Source organism: Desulfoluna butyratoxydans (assembly GCF_900699765.1).
Taxonomy (GTDB): domain Bacteria; phylum Desulfobacterota; class Desulfobacteria; order Desulfobacterales; family Desulfolunaceae; genus Desulfoluna; species Desulfoluna butyratoxydans.
Genome location: NZ_CAADHO010000012.1, coordinates 59,960 through 80,178 on the forward strand (window position 1 = coordinate 59,960; position 20,219 = coordinate 80,178).

Here is a 20,219-nt window from a genome sequence, read left to right on the forward strand (position 1 = left end):
GGTAAAGATCTTGGAAACCATGGTGTGATGCAAGGAGGGATGATGGCTGTAGGATGGGCCCGTGACGGGGCCGTAAACGATCAGATCGATGCCAGTATCGGCGATGAGGTAAAGCGGGTCCGCGAGATGATGCCCACGGGCCCCGGTCTCACCCATTGCGCGTTGTGCGAGGAAGAGATTCCGGAAGCCCGGCGCAAGGCCATACCCGGCGTCACCCTGTGCGTTGCGTGCCAGCAGGAAGAAGAGCAGCGCCAGACACGTGCCTCGGCCATCAACCGGCGGGGCAGCAAAGACAGCCAGCTTCGCTGAACCTGCCATGGGGAACGGGTTTTTCTTTTCCTGTCCAAATTATGGGTTAAACAGTTTTAACTCAATATATCAATGTGATACTATGCCTTCAGTGCTGCACGGCTTCCGCCCGGTGACAGGGCGTATGCCTCTCGGTCGGAGGGTTCCGGAACTGTCAGCTTTTTTTCACTGCCATGCTGTGCACGGGGACGCCATGTGACCGTCCCCGACCATCCGGTGCCTTACCCGTTTCATACAACAAACGTTTCCCGCTTCCGAAGCTCCCCTGGGGAGGCAAGGCCTCCCGTCCATTTACACCTCTGTTCTGCCTACATGGGATTCACGCTTCATTAACCCAGGCCTCTCCGCTGGGACCTACCCGTTTTTTTGATTCTTTCGACGGATGATGACGCACAAACCATGGATTCATCACCATGCGTGTCCAATCAACAGCCTTATTAAGGAGACGGATCATGAGCGAAGCCAGCAAGTGCCCGGTGACGGGCAAAACCGGTAGCCCTGCTGCAGGCAGGGGAACATCCAACAAGGATTGGTGGCCGAATCAGCTGAACCTGAAGATGCTTCATCAGAATTCTTACCTGGTCAACCCCATGGGCGAGGCGTTTAACTACGCCGAAGAGTTCAAGACACTGGACCTTTCGGCAGTGAAAAAAGACCTCTACGCGCTGATGACCGACTCCAAGGGGTGGTGGCCTGCGGACTACGGTCATTACGGCGGTCTTTTCATCCGCATGGCCTGGCACAGCGCAGGCACCTATCGCACCGGGGACGGCCGCGGCGGGGCAGGGACCGGCAACCAGCGCCTGGCGCCCATCAACAGCTGGCCGGACAACGTGAACCTGGACAAGGCCCGGCGCCTGCTCTGGCCCGTCAAGCAGAAGTACGGAAGGAAACTCTCCTGGGCGGATCTCATGATCCTGGCAGGCAACTGCGCCTTAGAGTCCATGGGGTTCAAGACCTTTGGCTTTGGCGGCGGGCGTGAGGATGTGTGGGAGCCAGAGGAGGACATTTACTGGGGCACCGAGACCGAGTGGCTCGGCGATACCCGCTACAGTGGTGAGCGGGACCTGGAAAACCCCCTTGCCGCCGTGCAGATGGGCTTGATCTACGTCAACCCCGAAGGGCCCAACGGCGAGCCCAATGCCGTGGCCTCGGGCCACGACGTGCGAGAGACCTTCGCGCGCATGGCCATGAACGATGAAGAGACCGTGGCCCTGGTGGCAGGCGGCCACACCTTCGGCAAGTGCCACGGGGCGGGCAGTCCCACCCATGTGGGGCCGGAGCCCGAGGGTGCGAATATGGAAGAGCAGGGCCTCGGCTGGAAGAGCGGGTTCAAGAGCGGGCACGGGGACGACACCATCAGCAGCGGTATTGAAGGGGCGTGGACCCCGAAACCCACCCAGTGGGACATGGGGTATTTCGACATGCTCTTCGGCTATGACTGGAACCTGGTGAAGAGCCCTGCCGGTGCCTGGCAGTGGGTACCGGTCAACCCCGATGAAAAGGACCTGGCCCCGTCAGCCCACGATGCCTCAAAGCGGGTGACGACCATCATGACAACCGCCGACCTTTCCCTTCGCATGGATCCCATCTACGAGCCCATTGCCCGGCGGTTCCACAAGGACCCGGAGGCCTTTGCCGATGCCTTTGCAAGGGCCTGGTTCAAGCTGACCCACCGAGACATGGGGCCCCGCTCCCGCTACCTTGGCCCGGAGGTCCCGGCAGAGGCCCTTATCTGGCAGGACCCGGTGCCTCCGGCGGACCATGAACTCATCGACGACCGGGATATCGAGACCCTCAAGGGCAAGATCCTGGCCTCGGGCTTGTCGATTTCCCAGCTGGTGACAACGGCCTGGGCCTCTGCGTCTACGTTTCGGGGCTCGGACAAGCGCGGCGGGGCCAACGGCGCCCGGATTCGCCTTGCGCCCCAGAAGGACTGGGCGGTCAATGAGCCCATTGCGCTGAAGGGGGTGTTGGATACCCTGGAGGAGGTCCGGCAGGCGTTTATCCAGTCCGGCGGTAAAAAGGTATCTCTTGCCGATGTGATCGTGCTGGGGGGCTGCGCCGGTATCGAGCAGGCAGTCAGGAAAACCGGCTATGAGATTGTCGTTCCCTTTTCTCCCGGACGCACGGACGCCTCCCCGGAGCAGACCGACGTGGAATCGTTTTCGGTGCTGGAGCCGGTTGCCGACGGGTTCCGCAACTACCTTAAAAGTAAATTTTCCGTGCGGGCAGAAGAGCTGCTGGTGGACCGGGCCCAGCTGCTCACCCTTACTGCCCCTGAGATGACGGTGCTCATGGGTGGCCTCCGGGTGCTGGGCGCCAACACCGGCCAATCCTCCCACGGCGTCTTTACCCATCGGCCTGGGGCCCTCACCAATGATTTCTTCGTGAACCTGCTGGACATGGGAACCGAGTGGAAGCCCACCTCCGACGACGCCGATGTGTTCGAGGGCGTGGATCGGGAAACCGGTGAGGTAAAATGGACCGGCACCCGGGTCGATCTCGTCTTCGGGTCCAACTCCCAGCTTCGGGCCATCTCCGAGGTGTACGGGTGCGGGGATTCCCAGGAGAGGTTCCTGAATGACTTTGTGGCAGCATGGCACAAGGTCATGAACTTGGATCGTTTTGACCTTGCCTGAATTGAGGCGCGGGGAAACCAGGGTGAAAGCGGCCTGTAATCGCCCTTTGCATCGTCTCTTCCTGTGTTCGGCATACCGTCTGCCGCACATGGGAAGGGGCACCGGGCTTGGGGCGTTGAACGCCCTGGTCCACAACAGAGCGGCATCTGCATGGCATTGGTCAATGTCGCCATCACATCCGTTTGACCGGGAGAATACCCATGAAAAGACGCATGGTTCGATGCCTTGTGGTGTCTTTCTCTGTGTGTGCGCTGCTTTTGTCGAGTGCCTTGGTTGCGGTTGCCGAGGAGGGGAAACGGGAAAACGCCAGTAACCCCCTTGCAAAGGTCAAGAACACCGATCTGAGGTGGCAGTACCTGGACCTGGACAGCGGTCACGTGAATGATTTCTCCATTGACGGCGCGTTCATGGCCCACGAGAAGGTGAAGATCAAGTACGAACTCCACTACTGGGAGACCAACGTGACCGGGAGCAGCGAAAAGGATTTCGAGTCCGCCCTGGTAAAGGGGATCTTTTTCCCGTCCGAGGGGATCTGGGGGGATCTGAAGTATCGCATTGCCTTTGGCTTTGACTGGATCGTGGACCTGGGGGATCTGGACAAAGGCATCGGCACGGGGGCCGATCAGATCGGTCCCTTTGCCGGCATCGCTCTGGGGTTCCAGAGCGGCACCATGTTGATTCCCCTGGTCCAGCACTATCTCAGCTACAGTGGGGAAGACGTGAACACCACGGCCTTCCGCGTGATCGTGTTGAGGCCATTGCCCAAACAGGTATGGATCAAGCTGGATGCCAAGGTTCCCGTGGACTGGGAAAATGATGAAGCCATCCCGGCAAATGCGGAGCTGCAGCTCGGCAAGCACATCAATGAAACCATCGCCCTGTACCTGGATGGCCTTGTGGGGGTCGGGGGCGACAAGCCCTATGACTGGGGGGTGGGAACAGGCTTGCGGTTCAAGTATTGAGATCCCATGAGTGGCTTCTTTTTTTCGTAACCATTCAGTTGCCTCCGGCGGGTCGCTTTTTGAAAAAAGCTCCGCAAAAACGTTTCGGTTGAATGTCCGTTATGTTTAAAACAGTCGGCTCGCCGAAAGCTTTCGGCCCATCCACGTCGTTCGTAAAACCTGTTTGTCAAACTTTTTAAAAGTTTGGCCCCCGGCAGGGCCGCCGGAGGCTTTTTTAGCTGAATTGCTCCTTTTTTTCTTTGTCTGCGGGCTCGTCCATTCGGCGTGTTTCAAGGGTTGTGTTCAGGTAGTTGAGGTATTGAGTTTTGGTGAGTCTCGGGGAAAAGCCGTCGATGATGGCTTTTCCCTTTTTTGCGCCGTCCCGGAGCAGGTCGATGATGGTCCCTGCCAGGGCCTTGGCCGGAAAGAGGACTGCCGAGGCCATGTCCGTGACCTGGAATTCCCGGGTGTGGATGTTGCCGGAGACCCCGCCGGTGAACGGGTGCAGGCAGGGGATGAGGTGGGAGAGGTCCCCCATGTCAAAGGATCCTGCAAATTCCGCCCCGTCGATGATGCGGGAACCGCAGAAGGGCAGGGCGTTCTCCTTGAAGAGGGCGTCGAGCTCGGGCACGGTGAGGAGGGGCAGGTAGCCGGGCATGCTGTGGATGGTGGAGGCGGCGCCCACGGCCATGGCCCCTGCCTGGATAGCCCGGTCCACTTTTCGGGACGCATCCTGCATGCCGGGAATTGTGCGGCCCCGGACAAAGCTTTCCATGCACACGTCCGCCGGGACGACATTGACGGCATCCCCTCCCTTGGTGAGGATGGGGTGCACGCGGATGTGGTCTTCGTCCCGAAAGGTTTCCCGCTGGGCGTGGATATTCATCATGGCCAGCATGGCGGCATTGAGGGCGTTGACCCCGTCGTGGGGAGCCGCACCTGCGTGGGCCTCCTTGCCCGTAAAACGGATCTCTTTGCCGATGAACCCGTTGCCCGTGGCTCCGATGACGGCGGAGGGGCCGGGACCCAGGTCCAGGGCGTGGGCCATCATGGCGATGTCCGTGGTGTCGAAATAGCCCTTGTGGATCAGCTCCTGCTTGCCCCCGTACCAGGTGATGTTTCCTTCCTGCTTCAGGCGGGCGCGAAAGGCCATCTCCACGAACTCTTCGGCGGGAACGGCCATGAAGTTGACGGAGCCGTCCAAGAGGTCAAAGGCCCCGGCGGCCTTGAGGCCCATGGCCACGCCAGCCATGATGGCCACCTGGATGTGGTGGCCGCAGGCGTGGACAGCCCCGGTAACCGGGTCGGCATGGGGATGCTCGGCACAGACAATGGCGTCGAGTTCTCCGAGGACCGAGACCACCGGACCGGGCCGGGAGACCTTCGGTTTGGCCAGCATCCCGGTGACGGCAATGTTCTCTTCCACTTCAAAGCCGCGGCGCTTAAAAAGGCCTGCCACCTCCCGGGTGGCCGTATGCTCCCGGTATCCCAGCTCCGGCTGGGCGTAAAGGGTTTCCCCCAGGGCGACGAGGGTCTCTTGTTCAGCATCAATGGCCTGGAAGACGGCGTCTTTGAGCGGGTCACAGGGCATGTTTTTTCCCCTTTGGGCATGGGTGGATGGTGGTGTCTGTGTCATACCACGGGGTAGGGTCGGAGGCAACGGGGCGGCCACCGCTATACGTTTATCTTCAGTCCTACCGCGACTGAAGATAGACGCTTTGGTTTCCGGAACGTTTTTGCGGAGCTTTTTTCAAAAAGCGACCTGCCGGAGGCCGTGCGGGTAGATCTACAATGGACAAGTAGCAGCAACGTATCCTGTTACCTCGAAGCTTGTGAACCAACCCGCGTAAACCATCGGCGTTTGTGTCGGGCGAAGCCCGAGCCGAAGGCCCTTGCGCTTTGGCCCGAGGAACGAGGGACAAAGCGCAAGGGCTATATGCTTTCGAGGTGGCTCACCTCGCCGCCGGAGGCACGCTTTTTGAGGGTCACTTTAGCCATAGAAGGCAACTGACGTGTTGTTTTATGGCGATTAGTTGATTTTAAACGCCTGGCTCATCTGGGTCAACTCGGCGGTGAGGGATTCCAGCTCGGAGACGCGTTCCCGCGTCCTTCGGCTGGCCGCGTCGATGCTTCCGGCGGCTGCGTGGACCCCTGCAATGTCACGGGTGATCTCCCCTGCGGCAAGGGAGGAGCCTGCAATCCCTTCGTTGACCTCGTCGATTCCCTGGGACGCCTGGCTGATGTTTTCGGCGATCTCCCCGGTGGCGATGGACTGTTCTTCAATGGCCGTGGCAATGGAGCCCACGGTGTCGTGGATGGTTTCGATGACCCGGGTCACCCCTTCCATCTCTTCGATGGTGGAGGCCGATGAGTCCTGGACTTCGTCGATGCGCTCCTTGATCTGCTGGGTGGCATCCGCGGTCTGGGCGGCGAGGTCCTTGATCTCATTGGCCACCACGGCAAAGCCTTTGCCCGACTCTCCGGCCCGGGCCGCCTCGATGGTGGCGTTGAGGGCCAGCAGGTTGATCTGCTGGGAGATCTCGGCGATGACGTCGGTGACCTGGCCGATGTTGTCTGCGGCATTGGCCAGGTCTCCGATGCGCGCTGAGGAGGTCCTGGCCTTTTCCACGGCGCTGTCCGAGGTGGACCGGGCCTCTTCCGACCGGCGGGCCACTTCGGTGATGGTGCTGTTGAGCTGCTCCGTGGCCGTGGCAACCGATCCGATGTTGGTGGTGGACTGCTCCATGGCGGCGGCCACGCCGGAGAGCCCGGTGCTGAGCTCTTCGGCTGCCCCGGCCACTGTGGAGGATCGGTCGTTGGTGTCGGCTGCGTCCCGGGTGGTTTCATCGGAGATCCCCGCAAGGTCCGTGGCTGTGTGCTCAAGGACACCCACCCCGTCAATCACCCGGCCCACCATGGTGCGAAGGGACTCTGCCGTGCCGTTGAGCCCCCGGATAAGCTGGCCCACCTCGTCGTTTCTGTGAATGTCGAGGGTGGTGCTGAAGTCGCCTTTGGACAGGGTCTCGGCATAGGTGGCCGCCCCTGCAACGGGTTTTGCAATGGACCGGGCCAAGAGGGTTCCGGCCAGGATGACCAGGCCGGTGGCCACTGCTGCCATGAGAAGGGCAAGACGTTGCATGGCGGTAACCGCGGCCAGTGCCTCGGATTCATCCATTTCGGCGATGATGGCCCAGGTGATGTCTCCCAGGGAGACCGGGGACCAGGCCGAGAGCACGGGGTTTCCATTGTAGTCGTGGATGATGCGGGTGTCCGAGTTTCCGGCCAGTGCCCTGTTGACCGCTTCGGTGTTGACGCTGCCGCTGGGCGGGTCGGCAAAGGAGGCCTTCACCGAGTGGGTCTCCGGTGCCAGCCGGGAGTCGGATCGCATCAGGCGGTCAGACCCCACGAGGTAGGTCTCTCCGCTTTGGCCCAGGCCCTCTTGCTGCTGCATGATCGTGTTGATGCGGTGGATGGAGAGCTGGAGGGCCACCACCAGCTCCACGTTTCCTCCGTGCACCACGGATTGGGCGATGAAGGCGGCTGGCTCCCCGTTGCTGGGGGCATAGGGAGAAAAATCTTCCATGGCGAATTGGTTTGTGTCCATGGCCTTTCGGGTCAGGCGACCCAGGCCGCTGTCCGCATAGGGGCCGGTGAGGATGTTGGTGTTGAAGTCGGCTTCATGGGTTACGGAGTAGAAGATGCTGCCCTGGGGGTGGATGAGAAAGAGGTCGTAGTAACCGTATTCCCGGGTGAATCGGGCATAAAAATCCCCCTGGCCCTCCGTATCTCCCGGGGTGATGGCTTCCTCCATATCGACCTTGGTGACGCACCCCCAGGAAAGGCCGGGGATGCTTAAGGGGTCGGCCGCCACCATGACCAGCTTCCCCCTGGAGTCGGTGTAGACGCCGCGCTCGCTTTTTCCTTCCATCACCATGCGGATGTACGGGGTGTCGATGGGGGCACCGATGACATACGCGCCGTCCCCCATGGTGAGCATGTCGCTGCGAAAGGCTGTCCGGTCGCCGCGGCGGCCCACGAGGTAGGTCTCACCGGAGCTTCCCATGCCGCTTTTTTGCTGCACGATGGCGTTGACCTGGTCGTGGGGAACCTGAAGGGCCACCACCCCAGCTATGTCACCGTCTGCGTTGCGGATCGGAGCACCGATGAAGGCGGCCTGGGCCCCACCGCTGGGGCCGTACGGGGAGAAGTCGCTGACCGCGGTTTTTCCGCTTGCAACGACCCGGCGAAAAAGCTCCGAAAGCCCCTGGTCCCGATGGGGGCCCGAAAGAAGGTTGGTTCCGAGATCCGGCTCCATTGCCACGGAGAACACCACGTGACCGCTTCGGGCGTCCATGAGAAGGAGGTCACTGTATCCCCGGGTGCGTGCAAACTCGGTGAGGGGGCCGGATACGCGGTTTCGGATGGCCTGATAGGCAGGCGTCTCCACGGGAAAGGAGCCGTCTGCCTCCACACCCTGGTTGAGGCCATAGGATAAAAAGCCGAAGAGGGCCCGATTCACGTCGCTGCCGACGGACAAGACGGTGATGTCCTGGCGGACGCCCTTGAAAAATGACTCGACCCAGGAACGCTTTAACTCCTGGATGCTGTCGAGCTTGTCAAAGGCTGCCTGGTAATTGGCATCCACCACCTCCAGAAGGGTTTGCATGTGATTCTGCTTTTCCGTCCAGTAGGCTTCCACCTGCTTTTTCTTCACGGACCGCAGGCTGGTGAGCTGATCAAAGGCCTGGCGGGCGAGGGCGGTATCAGCTCTGTCTGCAAGCAGGAACGTCACGAGCAGAAGGGGGATGACGCCCACCAACAGGAAGACGGAAACGAGTTTGGGGCCAAGCTTGATGTTTTTCAGCATGAAAGCCTTTCTCCTTTACATGGTATGCCGAAGCACTTTCTTGCGGGCTGTTCTAGCTTCTTGTCGACGCTTGCTTTGGGCTACGGCACGTTTTTTGGAAAAAACAACAGGTCGGTCAATCGATAATCCGTTTATTTAAACGTGTTTTTAATGCAGAGGTGCAGGGCATTTTGAGACGTTGGGGTGTATATCGGCGAGGCATGTGGATTGCTGAATATGAATTTGAAACGGGTGGTGGGATTTTGTGTGTGTGGGAGGAAAGCTAGTAAGTTGTGTTGTGGTTTTGACGCGATGTTCAGTTTAAATGAAATCGCGGGGGGCGCGATGGTTTCGTCCGCATGGCAGCTGAGCTCCGGAGGTCGTCCGGTTAAAGATGCCCACAGCTGGCCGTCGGATGCACGCTTTTTGACCTCAATTGACCACAGAAGGCAGGGGCGGAATGGGAAGGGGCTTGGCGGCGGGCAGTGCCGCCGTTCAACCGGAACAGGTCGCGGCAGGTTATTGCCGCGCCTGTCATCCCCATAGGATCAGGTCGACGCGGTGTGTGATGCCTTGACCGGGGGCGCCGTGCCGATGCGGTAGATGGCAAAGAGCATGGCCGAGGCACTCACCCACTGGACGGGGGAGAGGACGTTGCCGTTGAAGACGTAGTCGAAGAGGATGCTGGAGATGGGAAAGAGCAGCTCGCAGATGGTGGCCACACCGGCGGTGATGTGCCGCAGGCCGTAGTAGTAGAGCAAAATGGCCCCGCTTCCCGTGGTCAGGCCGATGATGCAGAAGAAGATCCAGTTGGTCTGGGTGGTGACGGCAAGCTGGGACAGGGCCCCCGTTGACAGGACCATCACCAGCATGATGAGGGTGGTGAGGCCGTAGCGGAAAAACAGGGCGGTCTGAAAGGGGAGGAGTCCTAAGATCCGTTTGCCGAAGACCGTGGCACTGCCGAAGGAGAAGGCGGCCAAAAGCGCAAACAGGGATGCGGGCAGCATCTTGCCGTTGTGGGCCAGGCTGGGAACGTGGAACTCAAAGGTGAGAAAGTACCCGCCGATGATGGCCACAACGCTCCAGAGAAGAAAGTGCCTGCTGAAGCGCTCCTTCAGCACGAGCCGGGCCAGGAGAATGGCAAAGATCGGTTGCAGCTTTTGCAGCAGGGCCACCACGGTGAGGTGCTTGAACTCCACCAGAAACAGGGCCTTGACAATGGCCAGGGTACCGATGGCACCGCCGAAGAGGGAGACGAGAAAGAGAAAGGTCAGGTCACTGGGGCGCATTTTGCGCAGCCAGGCATACTCCCGGAAGAGGATGGGCTGCATCACGGCAAAGGGAAGGGCGTGGAGCATAAAGACCACGTAGGCCACGTCCAGGTTGTACATGCGGGGTGTGAGCACCACCGCGTCAAATCCCCACATCATGGCTGCCATGGCCACAAAGTAGGCACCGATTTTTTGACTGACTGCCGACATCTTGTCTCTCTTTCGTCTCTGTGCAAAAAGCGTGTCGCTGCCCCGATAAGGTCACCGAAGGCAACAAGGGAAATACCGTTACCTGTCCGGGTCAGGCTTTCCGGGTCAGGGCCAAAAGGGCCATGGCCACCTGTTCCCGCCAGAGACCGGGGGAGAGGTCCCAGCGGTCCATGGCTTCGGGATCCGGGTCCCCCTGCATGGCGGATTTCAAGCGTCGGAGATCGCTGTGGTCGTATAGCCAGGATGCGTAGGAGCTGTCCGCCAGGAAGGTGGAAGGGGTGGCGTCCGGGTGTTCGCGCATCAGGTCGAGGAGGTGGTCGTGGTCGCGGGCGTACATAATACCTCTATAATTGGGGCTGAAGGCTAAAGGTCAAGGGTTAAAGGGCCAAAGGTTAAAGGCTAAAGGCAAAAAGGCTGAGGGGATCAGGTCGACTCGGGGACAATGGTCACGGCGGCCACGTACTCCTGCACCGCGGTGACGGTGAGGTGGAAGATGCGGGCTCCGTTTAAGGTAACAAAGGGGTTGTCCGGGCAGTCGCAGAGGCGGGCGAATTCGGGGCCTACGGCCTGGGTGGGCTCTCCTTTGCCAGCTTTTTTGATGGCGGCCAGGTAGGTGTCGAACCGCTGCTTCAGGGTCTCAAAATAGTCCACGTCCGCCCCGGTGGTGAGGTGCAGGGTCTCGCTGAGGGTCTTGGAGAATTCGCGGATGATGAGCCAGAACCGTTCGGCCAGGGCATCCTTCTCTTTTTTGCCGTCCATGTAGACGCTGACGGCCCACCCCGCGCTGATGATTTTTAAGATCTGGAGTTCGTACTCCACAGTCACCGTTTTGATGGTGTCGTCTTCGGGCAGGGTGGCCAGGAGCAGCTTGAGGTCCTCCCGGTCCACGGCAAAGGCCGCCAGGTTTTCGCTCATGGTTTGAATGGTTTCGTCCCGTTTTTCTGCTGTGGACATGGGGCTCCTTTATTCGGCGTCGGCAAGGACCACGGCCCGGATGGGCGCGGGGTAGCCTTCCACGGTTTTGGTGGGGTCCTCCGGATCGAGGAACATTTCCAGCGATTCGGTGGTTACCCAGTCGGTCTTGCGCTGCTCGGCAAGGGTGGTGGGGGAGACGTCGACGCAGCGGATGTTGGTGAACCCGGCACGTTTCAGCCAGTTGGCCAGACACGGGACCGTGGGGATGAAAAAGACGTTGCGCATCTTTGCGTAGCGGTCCTCGGGAAAGAGGGCGGTCTCGGAATCGCCCTCGATGATCAGGGTCTCCATCACCAGCTCGCCGCCGGGGCGCAGGCAGCTGTGGATTTCCCGCAGGGTGTCCACCGGGGACTTGCGGTGGTAGATGACCCCCATGCAGAAGATGGTGTCGAAGTAGCGGCCCATGGGGGGCAGCTCTTCCATCTTGGCGGGGATGAAATAGAGGTCCGGGATTTGCAAGTATTTCTGGAGGGCCAGGTACTGGAAGTAGAAGAGGATCTGGGGGTCGATGCCCAGGACCATCTCGGGCTGGCCTGCGGCCATGCGGAACATGTAGTACCCGGAGCTGGCTCCGATGTCCAGCACGCGCCGCCCTTCAAGGGGGGCGATGTGGGCCGCCAGCCGGTCCCATTTGACGTCGGAGTTCCATTCGGTGTCGATGTCGATGCCGAAGAGTCCGTAGGGCCCCTTTCGCCAGGGCCTTAAGTCCCGGAGCCCGGTGAGCAGGGCGTCCATCTCCTCCGGGGCGTGGTCGTTCCTGGGGATCACGCTGACCCGCCTGCCCGTGATGTCGATGCCTTCCCCGAACATGTCGGGCAGGGACTCCACAATGGCGCGGAATTTCTTTTCATTGCCGAAGTCTCGCCCCACCAGGGCCATTTTTTCTTCGATAAGGGCGGAAAGGCCCTCCCGGGCCTGCTCCAGGCCCAGTCGTGTCAGGTCGTGCAGCAACGCGTCCATCTTTACGTCTCTTTCTCGTCTTTCATGCAGATAAAACTGGTGAAGTGAAACCACTTCTGCCAGGTGTCCACTTTGGTGAAACCGGCGGCGTTGAACCTCGCCGTATGGGTCTCCACGGTTTCGGGGATCAGGACATTTTCCAGGGCATCCCGTTTCTGGCTGATCTCCAGGTTGGAGTAGCCGTTCTCCCCTTTGAATCGGTAGTAGAATTCCTGTTGCAGGTCCGTGAGCACCTGCTCTTCATGGATCACCTTTTCGGTGATGAGCAAAATCCCGCCGGGGATCAGGGCGTCGTAGATCCGTGCGATGAGGGCGTCCCGCTCGGCAACAGGGAGGAACTGCAGGGTCAGGTTCAGCACCACCACCGAGGCCGGCTCTAAGTCCAGGTCCTGGATGTTGGCCCGGATGAGCTCGATCTGGTCCCCTGCCGGGTGGTTGTCCAGGCGTTCCTGATAGATCGCCAGCATGGGGGCGGAGTTATCCACGGCCACCATGCGCAGGGGGCGCTTGCCCATCTCGTGGAGCAGGCGCATGCCGAAGTTGCCGTTGGAGCAACCCAGGTCGATGATCGACGTGTTCTCCTTATAAAACCGGGCGGCGAGCTGGGCCTGTCGTTTCACTGTCTCCCGGTAAAGGGGCACCGACCGGTGGATCATGTCGTTGAAGACCCCGGCCACGTTTTCGTTGAACTCGAAGGGTGGCACGGAGGGCAGCTTTTTGGAGTAAATCGTGTCCTGACTCATATGCTTTGACTCATGGTCTCGTGATGTCCTTAGGTGTACCTGATTCCCGGCAAACGGAAGAATAAAGAGCGGAAACCGGCCTCCAGGATACGGGGTGAATCCACCATTAACAGTTGAAAAAAAAGGAAAACCGATTCATGATGGAAAACCGCAACAGACCTTTATTACCAATCGCAAGGCGGGTGTCAAGGAGGATTTGGGCCGCACTTACCATTTGAAATCGGGGGAGACCATGCATATCTGGCATCAGGCAGTGACTCTTGAGGAGGTAAAACCCGTTGTGGAGGTAGCCATGCTCCGCCACCTTGGCATCGAGCTGGTGGCCATGGGCGATGACTGGCTCAAGGGCCGCATGCCCGTGGATGATCGGACCCGCCAGCCCGCCGGATTGCTCCACGGTGGCGCCACCTGCGTGCTGGGCGAATCCCTTGCCAGCATTGCCTCGGCCCTGTGCGTGGATCTCAACACCCACGGGGTGGTGGGCACCGAGATCAGCGCCAGCCATATCCGCAGCGCCAAAGAGGGCTGGGTGTACGGCACCTGCAGGCCCTTTCACCTGGGGCGCCGCAACCACGTCTGGGACGTGCGTGTCACCGACGGCGAGGATACTTTGATCTCAGCCATCCGCATGACCGCAGCCATCCTTGCGTATTGACAGACCCAGGTCCAAGGCTATGTTCCTTTAGCCTTTAGCCTTTAGCCTTTAGCCTTTAGCCTTTAGCCTTTAGCCCTCATTAACCCTTTCCCCTGTTTCTATGGAGCCCCCATGGTACGAATGAAACGCGTGACATTGAAAATCAGCGGCGTGGTTCAGGGCGTGGCCTTTCGCTACCACGCCGTGGCCGAGGCCAGGCGCCTGGGCGTTACCGGCTGGGTCCGAAATGTTTCTGACGGTACGGTGATGGCACTGGCCGAGGGCGAGTCCGCCGCCGTGGATGCTTTTATGGGTTGGTGTCGCATTGGGCCACCCATGGCAAAGGTTGATGGGGTGAAGGTGACCACCTCCTCGTTCGGGGGAGAGTTTGAGGGGTTTGACGTGATTGGGTAAGAGGTAGGGAATGGGGTATGGTGAATAGTGAGTGGTGAATGGTGAATGGTGAGTAGTGAATAGTGAATAGTGAGTGGGCCGAGGCTTTGTGACAATGCCTGACAATCCATTCGGGTTATCCGACGAAGTGGCACAAAAGTTGTTATTCACGGGCGAAGCCCGTCAGCAAATGTGAAGGGGCGAAGCCCCGGAGCATTTGCGAGCCTGGGGTCCAGGGGATTTATCCCCTGGCCGCCGGAGGCAGGCTTATAAAACAAAAACCGGGTGCTCCCTGTGGGGAGGCCCGGTTTTCTGCGTTCTGCGATGGAACGTGTTGTGAGGCGCCGGATTGTGGGGGATGGCGCCGTGTGATTTTTTTTACCTGTGGGGAGGCTCGGGTTCCGCCGGGAGGGCGAGTGCCCCCAAGGGGCACTCGCCGGGGAGGAGGAACCTGTGGGCCGCAGCCCCTGGTTTACTGGATGGAGATCTGTTTTCCGGCGGGCTGAACCGCCTTGGGGATGGTGATGTGCAGCACCCCGTTTTTAAATTCTGCCTCAATGGTGTCCGGGTCGGTTTTGGGGGAGAGGCGGAACGCACGCTCAAAGCTTCCGTAGAATCGTTCCCGGCGGTAGACGGTTTTGTCGTCGCTTTCCTCTTCGGCCTTGCGCTCACCTTTCAGGGTCAGGATGCCGTCTTCCACGTTGATGGTGATGTCCTTTTTCTCGATGCCCGGAAGGTCGGCTTTGATGACCACGGTTCCGTCCTTCTCAAAGATGTCCACCTCGGGGCTCCAGCCTTTGGCCGTGTTGGAGAGAAGGCGCCCGGAGTCGTTGAAAAAATCGTCGAACATACGGTTGAGGCGGCTGTTGACGGAAGGTGCGGTGGCAAAGGGGTTGAATTTGACAAGTTCCATGGTGTGTCCTCCATTGTTGAGTGTTGTACGTGTCATGCTTTTTTGTTGCTTGGTGTTTCTTTCGTTTGAAACAAAAATAGTCATGATATGATTCGTGTCAACAAAAGAATATGATATTTTTTTGTCATTACCAAAAGCGTAATTAGATTAAAGGTAATGAGAATGACGAATGCCGTGATCTTTGGTATAGAAAGAAGAGGAGGTCATATGAATAAAAAGAACGATCCATTGAACAGGATGGCACATCCCGGCGGGGCGTCCCTGCGGGACCTCATGGGCAAGCAGTCCGTGCGGGCCACCTTCCGTATCTCGTCACGGGCCATCGAGTCCATGGCTGTGGTGGCGGAACATTTCGGCATCAAGCAGAAATCCCTCTTCGATCACCTTGTGGAAGACGCAGAAGCCCTGAACGCCATTGCCGACAGCTTGTCCGCCGACGCCATGAAAGAGGTGCCCCGGGTACAGAAAACCTTTGTGATCAGCCGTCGGACCCTGGATGCCCTGGAGATGGCCTCACGCCGGTTCGGTGCTCCCCGGGATGCCCTGGTGGAGTTTTCCATTCAGCGGCTCGGCGAGCTCATCGAAGGCGAGCGTCAGCGCCATGCCGTGCGAAAGGCCCTTTTGAAACGGGTGGAAGAGAGAAAGGCCCTGTTCCACGGTTCCCTGTCGGAGTCGGTTCAGGCACTGGGCGAGGCCGATCCCTTTGTGGAGCGCCTGGCCAGCATCTGCGGGCACCTGGAACACGCTGTTGACGATTTGAAGGCTCTGGTAAAACGGGGGGAGGGTTTGGAAGGATTATGATGGAACCTCACGCCTTCAAGGGTCTGGGCCCGGTGAACCCCTTTTCGTTAACCTATGACGCCTTTCGGAACGCCATGGTGGCGCGCCTGGGACTGGACCGGTACGCTTCGGCCGAACTTTACACCATGGTCGTCCGGTCGGGTGCCGTGGACACCTCGGCCCTGACGCGTCTCCCCCGGCGGGAAGGCCTGCCAGAGGCCGTGCATGGTGCCCTGGCCTTCCCCGCACCTGAACTGGTGACCGTTAAAGAGGCCGACGGCGTGGTGAAGTTCACCATCCGTCTCCACGACGGCCACGAGGTGGAGTCCGTTGTGCTCCCCATGCTGAACCATTATACCCTCTGCGTCTCGTCCCAGGTGGGGTGCAAACGGGGCTGTCTTTTCTGCACCACGGCCAAGATGGGGTTCGTGCGGGACCTGACGCCTACGGAGATCCTGGACCAGCTCTATGTTGCCCGCCACGTGCTCTCCTACTCCATTCAAAACATCGTTTTTATGGGCATGGGAGAGCCCCTGGACAACCTGGATGCCGTTGCCGGAGCCATCGGTGTCATGAGCGATCAGCGGGGTTTTGACATCCCCTTAAGGCGCATCACCGTCTCCACCGTGGGCAGCGCCGAAGGCATCGAAAAGCTGGCGGCTTCACCGGTTTCATCGGTGAACCTGGCCGTGTCCGTGAACGGGGCAACCGATGAGGTTCGCTCCCGCCTCATGCCCGTGAACCGGAAAACCCCCTTAAAAACCCTGGTGGAGACCCTTGCCAGGTATCCCTTTGCCCGAAAAGGGGCGCTTTTTGCCGAGTACATCGTCATCGAAGGGGTCAACGACAGCGAAGAGGACGCCAAAGCCCTGGTAAAGGTCCTTTCTCCCCTTGCCGTGCGTTACAACCTCATCGGGTTCAACGCAGGCCCCGGAGCCCCCTTTTCCTCCACCTGCCAGGAGGCCGTGGAACGCTTCCGCGACCTTCTCGTGCACGAAGGTACCTACGTGCGCATCCGCGCCTCAAAAGGCCGTGATCTTGTGGCGGGGTGCGGGCAGCTGGGGAAAAAAGCCGGGCCTTCCATAGGTTAAGATCGAGAGCAAAAGCAAGCCTCCGGCGGCCAGATGGGGCACCTGGAAACCCTATGGCGAATGCATGGTGGTAGCCATTCTGCCCGCGTTATCGGGGCATTCGCATGGGGGGTGACATGTGGCAGCCGTTTTTGCAGGAGAGGCTTATTTCATTTTTTTGGAAACACGATGAAAGGGGCTTGCTTAGCCCGGATATTTAATTCGCTCCCAGGCTCTGCCTGGGGGTGTCGGTTGCAAGGCTCCGCCTTGCAGGTGGTGAACCAGCGACCTGTCATGAGTCAAATTTACACGGTGACGCGCCCTTGATTGTGGAGGCTGAGCCTGGGAACGAAAGGTCACTCTGGTTACCCTATAACTGAATGTCGCTGTGTTTTCCACGAAGGATGAGGGGACAACACAGCGAGAACCTGTTTTCAAGGTTAGACCATATAAAAGGCAGACACTATGAAACGAATCGGAGCCCATGTGAGTGCGGCGGGGGGCGTGGAGAACGCCCCGTTGAATGCGGCGGCCATCGGGGCCACGGCCTTTGCCGTTTTTACCAAGAACCAGCGGCAGTGGAAGGCCAAACCCCTTACGGAAAAAAGCATTGCGGCCTTTAAGGCCAATTGCGAGGCCAACGGGTACAAGCCGGGGCACATCCTGCCCCATGACAGCTACCTCATTAACCTGGGACATCCCGAGGCCGAGGCCCTGACCAAGTCCCGGGACGCCTTTGTGGATGAGATGGCCCGGGTTCATCAGCTGGGCCTGGATCGCCTGAACTTTCATCCCGGCAGCCATTTGAAGAAGATGGATGAGGCAGCCTGTCTTGCGCGTATTGCAGAATCCATCAACCTGGCCCACAAAGAGGTGCCCGGGGTGTGCGCGGTGATTGAGAATACGGCGGGGCAGGGCACCAACCTGGGGTATCGCTTCGAGCACCTGCGGGACATCATCGACAAGGTGGAGGACAAATCCCGTGTGGGCGTGTGCCTGGACACCTGCCACGCCTTTACCTCCGGGTACGACCTCCGAACGGCCGAGGCGTGTGACGAAACCTTTGCCCTTTTTGAGGAGGTGGTGGGCTTTTCGCATCTCATGGGCATGCACCTGAACGACTCCAAGCCCGAGCTTGGCAAGAGGGTGGATCGCCATGCGTCCCTGGGCAAGGGGATGCTGGGCCTTGAGGTGTTTCGCTACATCATGAACGACCACCGGTTCGAGGAGATCCCCATGGTTCTGGAGACCCCGGACAGCGATATATGGAGTGAAGAATTATTACTTCTTCGCTCTTTGTCATAGAAAATATTTCATAAAATAAAATCTCTCACTCGGGATTCATCGAACCCTCTCCATGGAAATGTGGAGAGGGTTTTTTGTTGCCTGAACGGGGTGACATGCTCCAAGTGTTCACTGGTGGATCGCAATGGGACAGGACAATGGAAAGCCTTGAAGGACAGGGGGTTGTGGCCGCTTTTGTTTGGTAGTTATACGGTTGACGAAAGGGGGAATGCTATCTCGGTTCTTTGAAGTGTTTCTTTATACTGACCATTTTTACGCCGATTTTTTTTACCGGAAGTTAAAAAAGTCTGTACAGCCATGACGTGTTTTAGTAATATCTCGTTTTTGGTTAGGGTTGTTTGAATGAAAGTAGAAGGAAAGAGGTTGGAAATGGTGACAACAAAATTGTGTTCAAAGTGTGGTGAGGAGAAGCCGATTACAGAGTATTATCGGCAGAAAGGTGGGAAAGACGGACTCCGTGCGGCATGCAAGAAATGCTTCATCAAGGCCAACACTGAGTACAGGGCCAGGAGCAGTGATAAGCTCCGGATGGGATCGAAAGAGTATTTTCGAAACCTGAAAAAAATCAAGGCCAGCTACGAATATGAGACAGTGAATTAATATTCTGGTCAGTTGAGGGCATGAAAAACGTCGCATCCCATGGGATCTCCAATCCTTGTGTGGGTCCCGTGGGAATGCTAATAAACTTTCGGATAAGAAAATTTTGAATCAAATTTGTTTCTTGTGTCTTACTCTGTATAGATAAATATGTCATGACGTTGTGTGCTGACTTTCCGTCCTTTGCAAGTTCGGGGCGGCACCGGCCCATGGTCTGCGTCTCTACCCTCGTCCCACCATTGCCTGTTGGCCGATTCGGTCACCCTCCCTTGCCCTTAGCGGCGATCCCTTCCGTATGTTCCATATTTAAACAAAAACGAACCCATCAGGGACAATCAGGTCATACCCCTGCATCTGTTTTTCGCGTTTTGGCTTTGGTGTGGGCACAGGGCCGCTGGGCGAGGTGAAGAATGCCTGGGGGGCAGGGTTGTGAGTGGAACTGGCAGGGCGCCCGGCAGGCCATGGGGATGGCTGCCGGGCGTAAGGCGGGTGGCGCTGGTGTGCCCACAAGGGTCAGTAAACGTCCCGGGTACCCCCGTAGGTGAGGAGCTCCGGAGGCCTTCCGGCCGTGGCCTTGACCTTTTTCTCCTTGAGGCTCCGGATGGTGTAGTGGGTGCGGATCATCTTCCGGAAGTTGGCCGGGTCAATGGGCTTTTCCAGCACCGCTTCGTAAATGCACCGCAGCTCGGTCCAGGTGAACCGTTCGTCCAGAAGGGCAAAGGCGATGGGTGTGTAAGAGATCTTGCCCTTGAGGCGCTCGTGGAAATCGGAAAGGACCTGCCGGTGGAACAAAGACAGGTGGGGCGCGTTTTGGGCGATGACCTCTCCCAGGGGAAACCAGTCGCCCTGCCGGGAGGCCACGGCCTTTTCCGGGACCAGGGCGAAATAGCTGGTGACCAGATGACGGGATTCATCGTAGGTCTTGAGCTGTTCCATCCAGGTCTGTTTCAGGCCGGTCATGGTGGAGAGGATGCGCGTGGCGCACACCTCCAAATCCCCGCCTTCCGACGGGGTAAAGGGGAGAAAGGGAAGGGCCCGGAGATCAGGGCGACCGGGTTTGGGGGGCAGCAGGACCTGGATTTCCCCGTCGGCAAAGGCGGCAATGACCATCTCCACGGAAACCGTGGGCAGGGGGCAGGTGGTCTTGGCGCTGTAAGTTCTCGGCTCGCTCCCGGCCTTGGTGGCGTGCCACTCGCCTCCTTCGGCCAGGGGGACAAGGTCCTCTTCGTGGGAGAGGCTGTCCACCATGCGGGCAAAGGGGGTGGTGAAGTATTTGCCGTAGACGTCGGAATCGTCGATGTGCAGCTGGATTCCGTTGCGTCGGCAGTACTCCGCCTTGGACCGGTTCCAGATGCGGTTGTCCATATAGGGGTTGCCGTCGATGTAGGTCACCTCGGTGCCCCCCTGTTTGTGGTGGGTGGTCACGGAAAAGAGGTGGGTCCAGGCGAGCCCCAGCTGATCCTTCAGGTAGTGCTCCAGGGACCGGGTGTGCTCGGTTCCCGTGATGATATGGACTTCATGCCCGTGGGCCACCAGCTCCCGGCTCAGCCTGGAAAAAAAATCGGGGAAGGTGTCGGCCACCCCGTGGACATCGATGCCCAGCCTGATGATATCGTCCTTATGGTTCATG

General features: G+C 59.0%; 18 protein-coding genes. 9 read left to right on the forward strand and 9 right to left on the reverse strand.

Annotation, left to right across the window (positions count from 1 at the left end; all coding sequences use genetic code 11):
• The first annotated feature begins 42 nt into the window (after positions 1–42).
• The 3 genes from MSL71_RS23170 (at position 43) to MSL71_RS23180 (ending at position 3,913) form a co-directional block, all read left to right on the forward strand.
• Positions 43–309: a DksA/TraR family C4-type zinc finger protein gene (locus tag MSL71_RS23170; protein ID WP_180145741.1), complete on the forward strand. Its 267-nt coding sequence runs from the start codon at positions 43–45 to the stop codon at positions 307–309.
• Between the two features lie 452 nt (positions 310–761).
• Positions 762–2,951 carry a catalase/peroxidase HPI gene (gene katG / locus MSL71_RS23175; protein ID WP_180145744.1) on the forward strand — a complete coding sequence of 730 codons (2,190 nt, stop codon included), beginning with the start codon at positions 762–764 and terminating at the stop codon, positions 2,949–2,951.
• Positions 2,952–3,151: 200 nt separating this feature from the next.
• A complete protein-coding gene (locus tag MSL71_RS23180; protein WP_180145748.1) occupies positions 3,152–3,913 on the forward strand; it encodes a hypothetical protein in 762 nt (253 codons plus the stop codon).
• 214 nt (positions 3,914–4,127) lie between these two features.
• On the opposite strand, the gene MSL71_RS23185 is transcribed toward MSL71_RS23180, so the two are convergent.
• From MSL71_RS23185 to cmoA, 7 genes are all read right to left on the reverse strand, one after another.
• Positions 4,128–5,483: an amidohydrolase gene (locus tag MSL71_RS23185; protein ID WP_180145751.1), complete on the reverse strand. Its 1,356-nt coding sequence runs from the start codon at positions 5,481–5,483 to the stop codon at positions 4,128–4,130.
• 438 nt (positions 5,484–5,921) lie between these two features.
• On the reverse strand, positions 5,922–8,759 hold the full coding sequence (locus tag MSL71_RS23190; RefSeq protein WP_180145754.1) for a methyl-accepting chemotaxis protein: 2,838 nt from the start codon (positions 8,757–8,759) through the stop codon (positions 5,922–5,924).
• Positions 8,760–9,286: 527 nt separating this feature from the next.
• Positions 9,287–10,219 carry a DMT family transporter gene (locus tag MSL71_RS23195; protein WP_180145757.1) on the reverse strand — a complete coding sequence of 311 codons (933 nt, stop codon included), beginning with the start codon at positions 10,217–10,219 and terminating at the stop codon, positions 9,287–9,289.
• Between the two features lie 91 nt (positions 10,220–10,310).
• Positions 10,311–10,556 (reverse strand): hypothetical protein, encoded by a 246-nt coding sequence (locus tag MSL71_RS23200; RefSeq protein WP_180145760.1) that lies wholly within the window; start codon positions 10,554–10,556, stop codon positions 10,311–10,313.
• 86 nt (positions 10,557–10,642) lie between these two features.
• Positions 10,643–11,173, reverse strand: coding sequence for a hypothetical protein (locus MSL71_RS23205; RefSeq protein WP_180145763.1), 531 nt, complete (start codon positions 11,171–11,173; stop codon positions 10,643–10,645).
• A gap of 9 nt (positions 11,174–11,182) precedes the next feature.
• Complete coding sequence (cmoB, locus tag MSL71_RS23210) at positions 11,183–12,154, reverse strand: tRNA 5-methoxyuridine(34)/uridine 5-oxyacetic acid(34) synthase CmoB (protein ID WP_180145766.1); 972 nt, start codon at positions 12,152–12,154, stop codon at positions 11,183–11,185.
• Positions 12,155–12,156: 2 nt separating this feature from the next.
• Complete coding sequence (gene cmoA, locus MSL71_RS23215; RefSeq protein WP_180145770.1) at positions 12,157–12,897, reverse strand: carboxy-S-adenosyl-L-methionine synthase CmoA; 741 nt, start codon at positions 12,895–12,897, stop codon at positions 12,157–12,159.
• Between the two features lie 232 nt (positions 12,898–13,129).
• Between cmoA and MSL71_RS23220 the strand changes: the two genes are divergently transcribed.
• Positions 13,130–13,552: a hotdog fold thioesterase gene (locus MSL71_RS23220; protein WP_180145773.1), complete on the forward strand. Its 423-nt coding sequence runs from the start codon at positions 13,130–13,132 to the stop codon at positions 13,550–13,552.
• Between the two features lie 111 nt (positions 13,553–13,663).
• A complete protein-coding gene (locus MSL71_RS23225; protein WP_218951121.1) occupies positions 13,664–13,945 on the forward strand; it encodes an acylphosphatase in 282 nt (93 codons plus the stop codon).
• A gap of 451 nt (positions 13,946–14,396) precedes the next feature.
• Here the strand turns inward: MSL71_RS23225 and MSL71_RS23230 are convergent, their stop codons facing one another.
• Positions 14,397–14,837, reverse strand: a complete 441-nt coding sequence (locus MSL71_RS23230) for an Hsp20/alpha crystallin family protein (protein WP_180145776.1) — start codon at positions 14,835–14,837, stop codon at positions 14,397–14,399.
• A gap of 207 nt (positions 14,838–15,044) precedes the next feature.
• On the opposite strand from MSL71_RS23230, the gene MSL71_RS23235 reads away from it, so the two are divergent.
• The 4 genes from MSL71_RS23235 (at position 15,045) to MSL71_RS23250 (ending at position 18,592) form a co-directional block, all read left to right on the forward strand.
• Positions 15,045–15,638 carry a hypothetical protein gene (locus tag MSL71_RS23235; RefSeq protein ID WP_180145779.1) on the forward strand — a complete coding sequence of 198 codons (594 nt, stop codon included), beginning with the start codon at positions 15,045–15,047 and terminating at the stop codon, positions 15,636–15,638.
• Positions 15,635–16,708: a 23S rRNA (adenine(2503)-C(2))-methyltransferase RlmN gene (gene rlmN / locus MSL71_RS23240; RefSeq protein WP_180145784.1), complete on the forward strand. Its 1,074-nt coding sequence runs from the start codon at positions 15,635–15,637 to the stop codon at positions 16,706–16,708. Before MSL71_RS23235 ends, rlmN begins: the two co-directional genes overlap by 4 nt.
• A 444-nt stretch (positions 16,709–17,152) precedes the next feature.
• On the forward strand, positions 17,153–17,992 hold the full coding sequence (gene nfo / locus MSL71_RS23245) for a deoxyribonuclease IV (protein WP_180145787.1): 840 nt from the start codon (positions 17,153–17,155) through the stop codon (positions 17,990–17,992).
• A 342-nt stretch (positions 17,993–18,334) separates the two neighbouring features.
• Positions 18,335–18,592, forward strand: a complete 258-nt coding sequence (locus MSL71_RS23250; protein ID WP_180145791.1) for a hypothetical protein — start codon at positions 18,335–18,337, stop codon at positions 18,590–18,592.
• 510 nt (positions 18,593–19,102) lie between these two features.
• Here the strand turns inward: MSL71_RS23250 and MSL71_RS23255 are convergent.
• A complete protein-coding gene (locus tag MSL71_RS23255) occupies positions 19,103–20,218 on the reverse strand; it encodes an NUDIX hydrolase (RefSeq protein ID WP_180145794.1) in 1,116 nt (371 codons plus the stop codon).
• Position 20,219: the final 1 nt, after the last annotated feature.

Excerpts from the sequence above, each read along its gene's own strand:
- MSL71_RS23230 (WP_180145776.1), bottom strand. The coding sequence starts at position 14,837 with ATGGAACTTGTCAAATTCAACCCCTTTGCCACCGCACCTTCCGTCAAC.
- MSL71_RS23200 (WP_180145760.1), bottom strand. The coding sequence starts at position 10,556 with ATGTACGCCCGCGACCACGACCACCTCCTCGACCTGATGCGCGAACAC.
- MSL71_RS23190 (WP_180145754.1), bottom strand. The coding sequence starts at position 8,759 with ATGCTGAAAAACATCAAGCTTGGCCCCAAACTCGTTTCCGTCTTCCTG.
- MSL71_RS23205 (WP_180145763.1), bottom strand. The coding sequence starts at position 11,173 with ATGTCCACAGCAGAAAAACGGGACGAAACCATTCAAACCATGAGCGAA.
- MSL71_RS23255 (WP_180145794.1), bottom strand. The coding sequence starts at position 20,218 with ATGAACCATAAGGACGATATCATCAGGCTGGGCATCGATGTCCACGGG.
- MSL71_RS23220 (WP_180145773.1), top strand. The coding sequence starts at position 13,130 with ATGCATATCTGGCATCAGGCAGTGACTCTTGAGGAGGTAAAACCCGTT.
- MSL71_RS23180 (WP_180145748.1), top strand. The coding sequence starts at position 3,152 with ATGAAAAGACGCATGGTTCGATGCCTTGTGGTGTCTTTCTCTGTGTGT.
- katG (WP_180145744.1), top strand. The coding sequence starts at position 762 with ATGAGCGAAGCCAGCAAGTGCCCGGTGACGGGCAAAACCGGTAGCCCT.
- nfo (WP_180145787.1), top strand. The coding sequence starts at position 17,153 with ATGAAACGAATCGGAGCCCATGTGAGTGCGGCGGGGGGCGTGGAGAAC.
- cmoB (WP_180145766.1), bottom strand. The coding sequence starts at position 12,154 with ATGGACGCGTTGCTGCACGACCTGACACGACTGGGCCTGGAGCAGGCC.
- MSL71_RS23185 (WP_180145751.1), bottom strand. The coding sequence starts at position 5,483 with ATGCCCTGTGACCCGCTCAAAGACGCCGTCTTCCAGGCCATTGATGCT.
- MSL71_RS23250 (WP_180145791.1), top strand. The coding sequence starts at position 18,335 with ATGAAAGTAGAAGGAAAGAGGTTGGAAATGGTGACAACAAAATTGTGT.
- MSL71_RS23225 (WP_218951121.1), top strand. The coding sequence starts at position 13,664 with ATGGTACGAATGAAACGCGTGACATTGAAAATCAGCGGCGTGGTTCAG.
- MSL71_RS23170 (WP_180145741.1), top strand. The coding sequence starts at position 43 with ATGGCTGTAGGATGGGCCCGTGACGGGGCCGTAAACGATCAGATCGAT.
- rlmN (WP_180145784.1), top strand. The coding sequence starts at position 15,635 with ATGATGGAACCTCACGCCTTCAAGGGTCTGGGCCCGGTGAACCCCTTT.
- MSL71_RS23195 (WP_180145757.1), bottom strand. The coding sequence starts at position 10,219 with ATGTCGGCAGTCAGTCAAAAAATCGGTGCCTACTTTGTGGCCATGGCA.
- MSL71_RS23235 (WP_180145779.1), top strand. The coding sequence starts at position 15,045 with ATGAATAAAAAGAACGATCCATTGAACAGGATGGCACATCCCGGCGGG.
- cmoA (WP_180145770.1), bottom strand. The coding sequence starts at position 12,897 with ATGAGTCAGGACACGATTTACTCCAAAAAGCTGCCCTCCGTGCCACCC.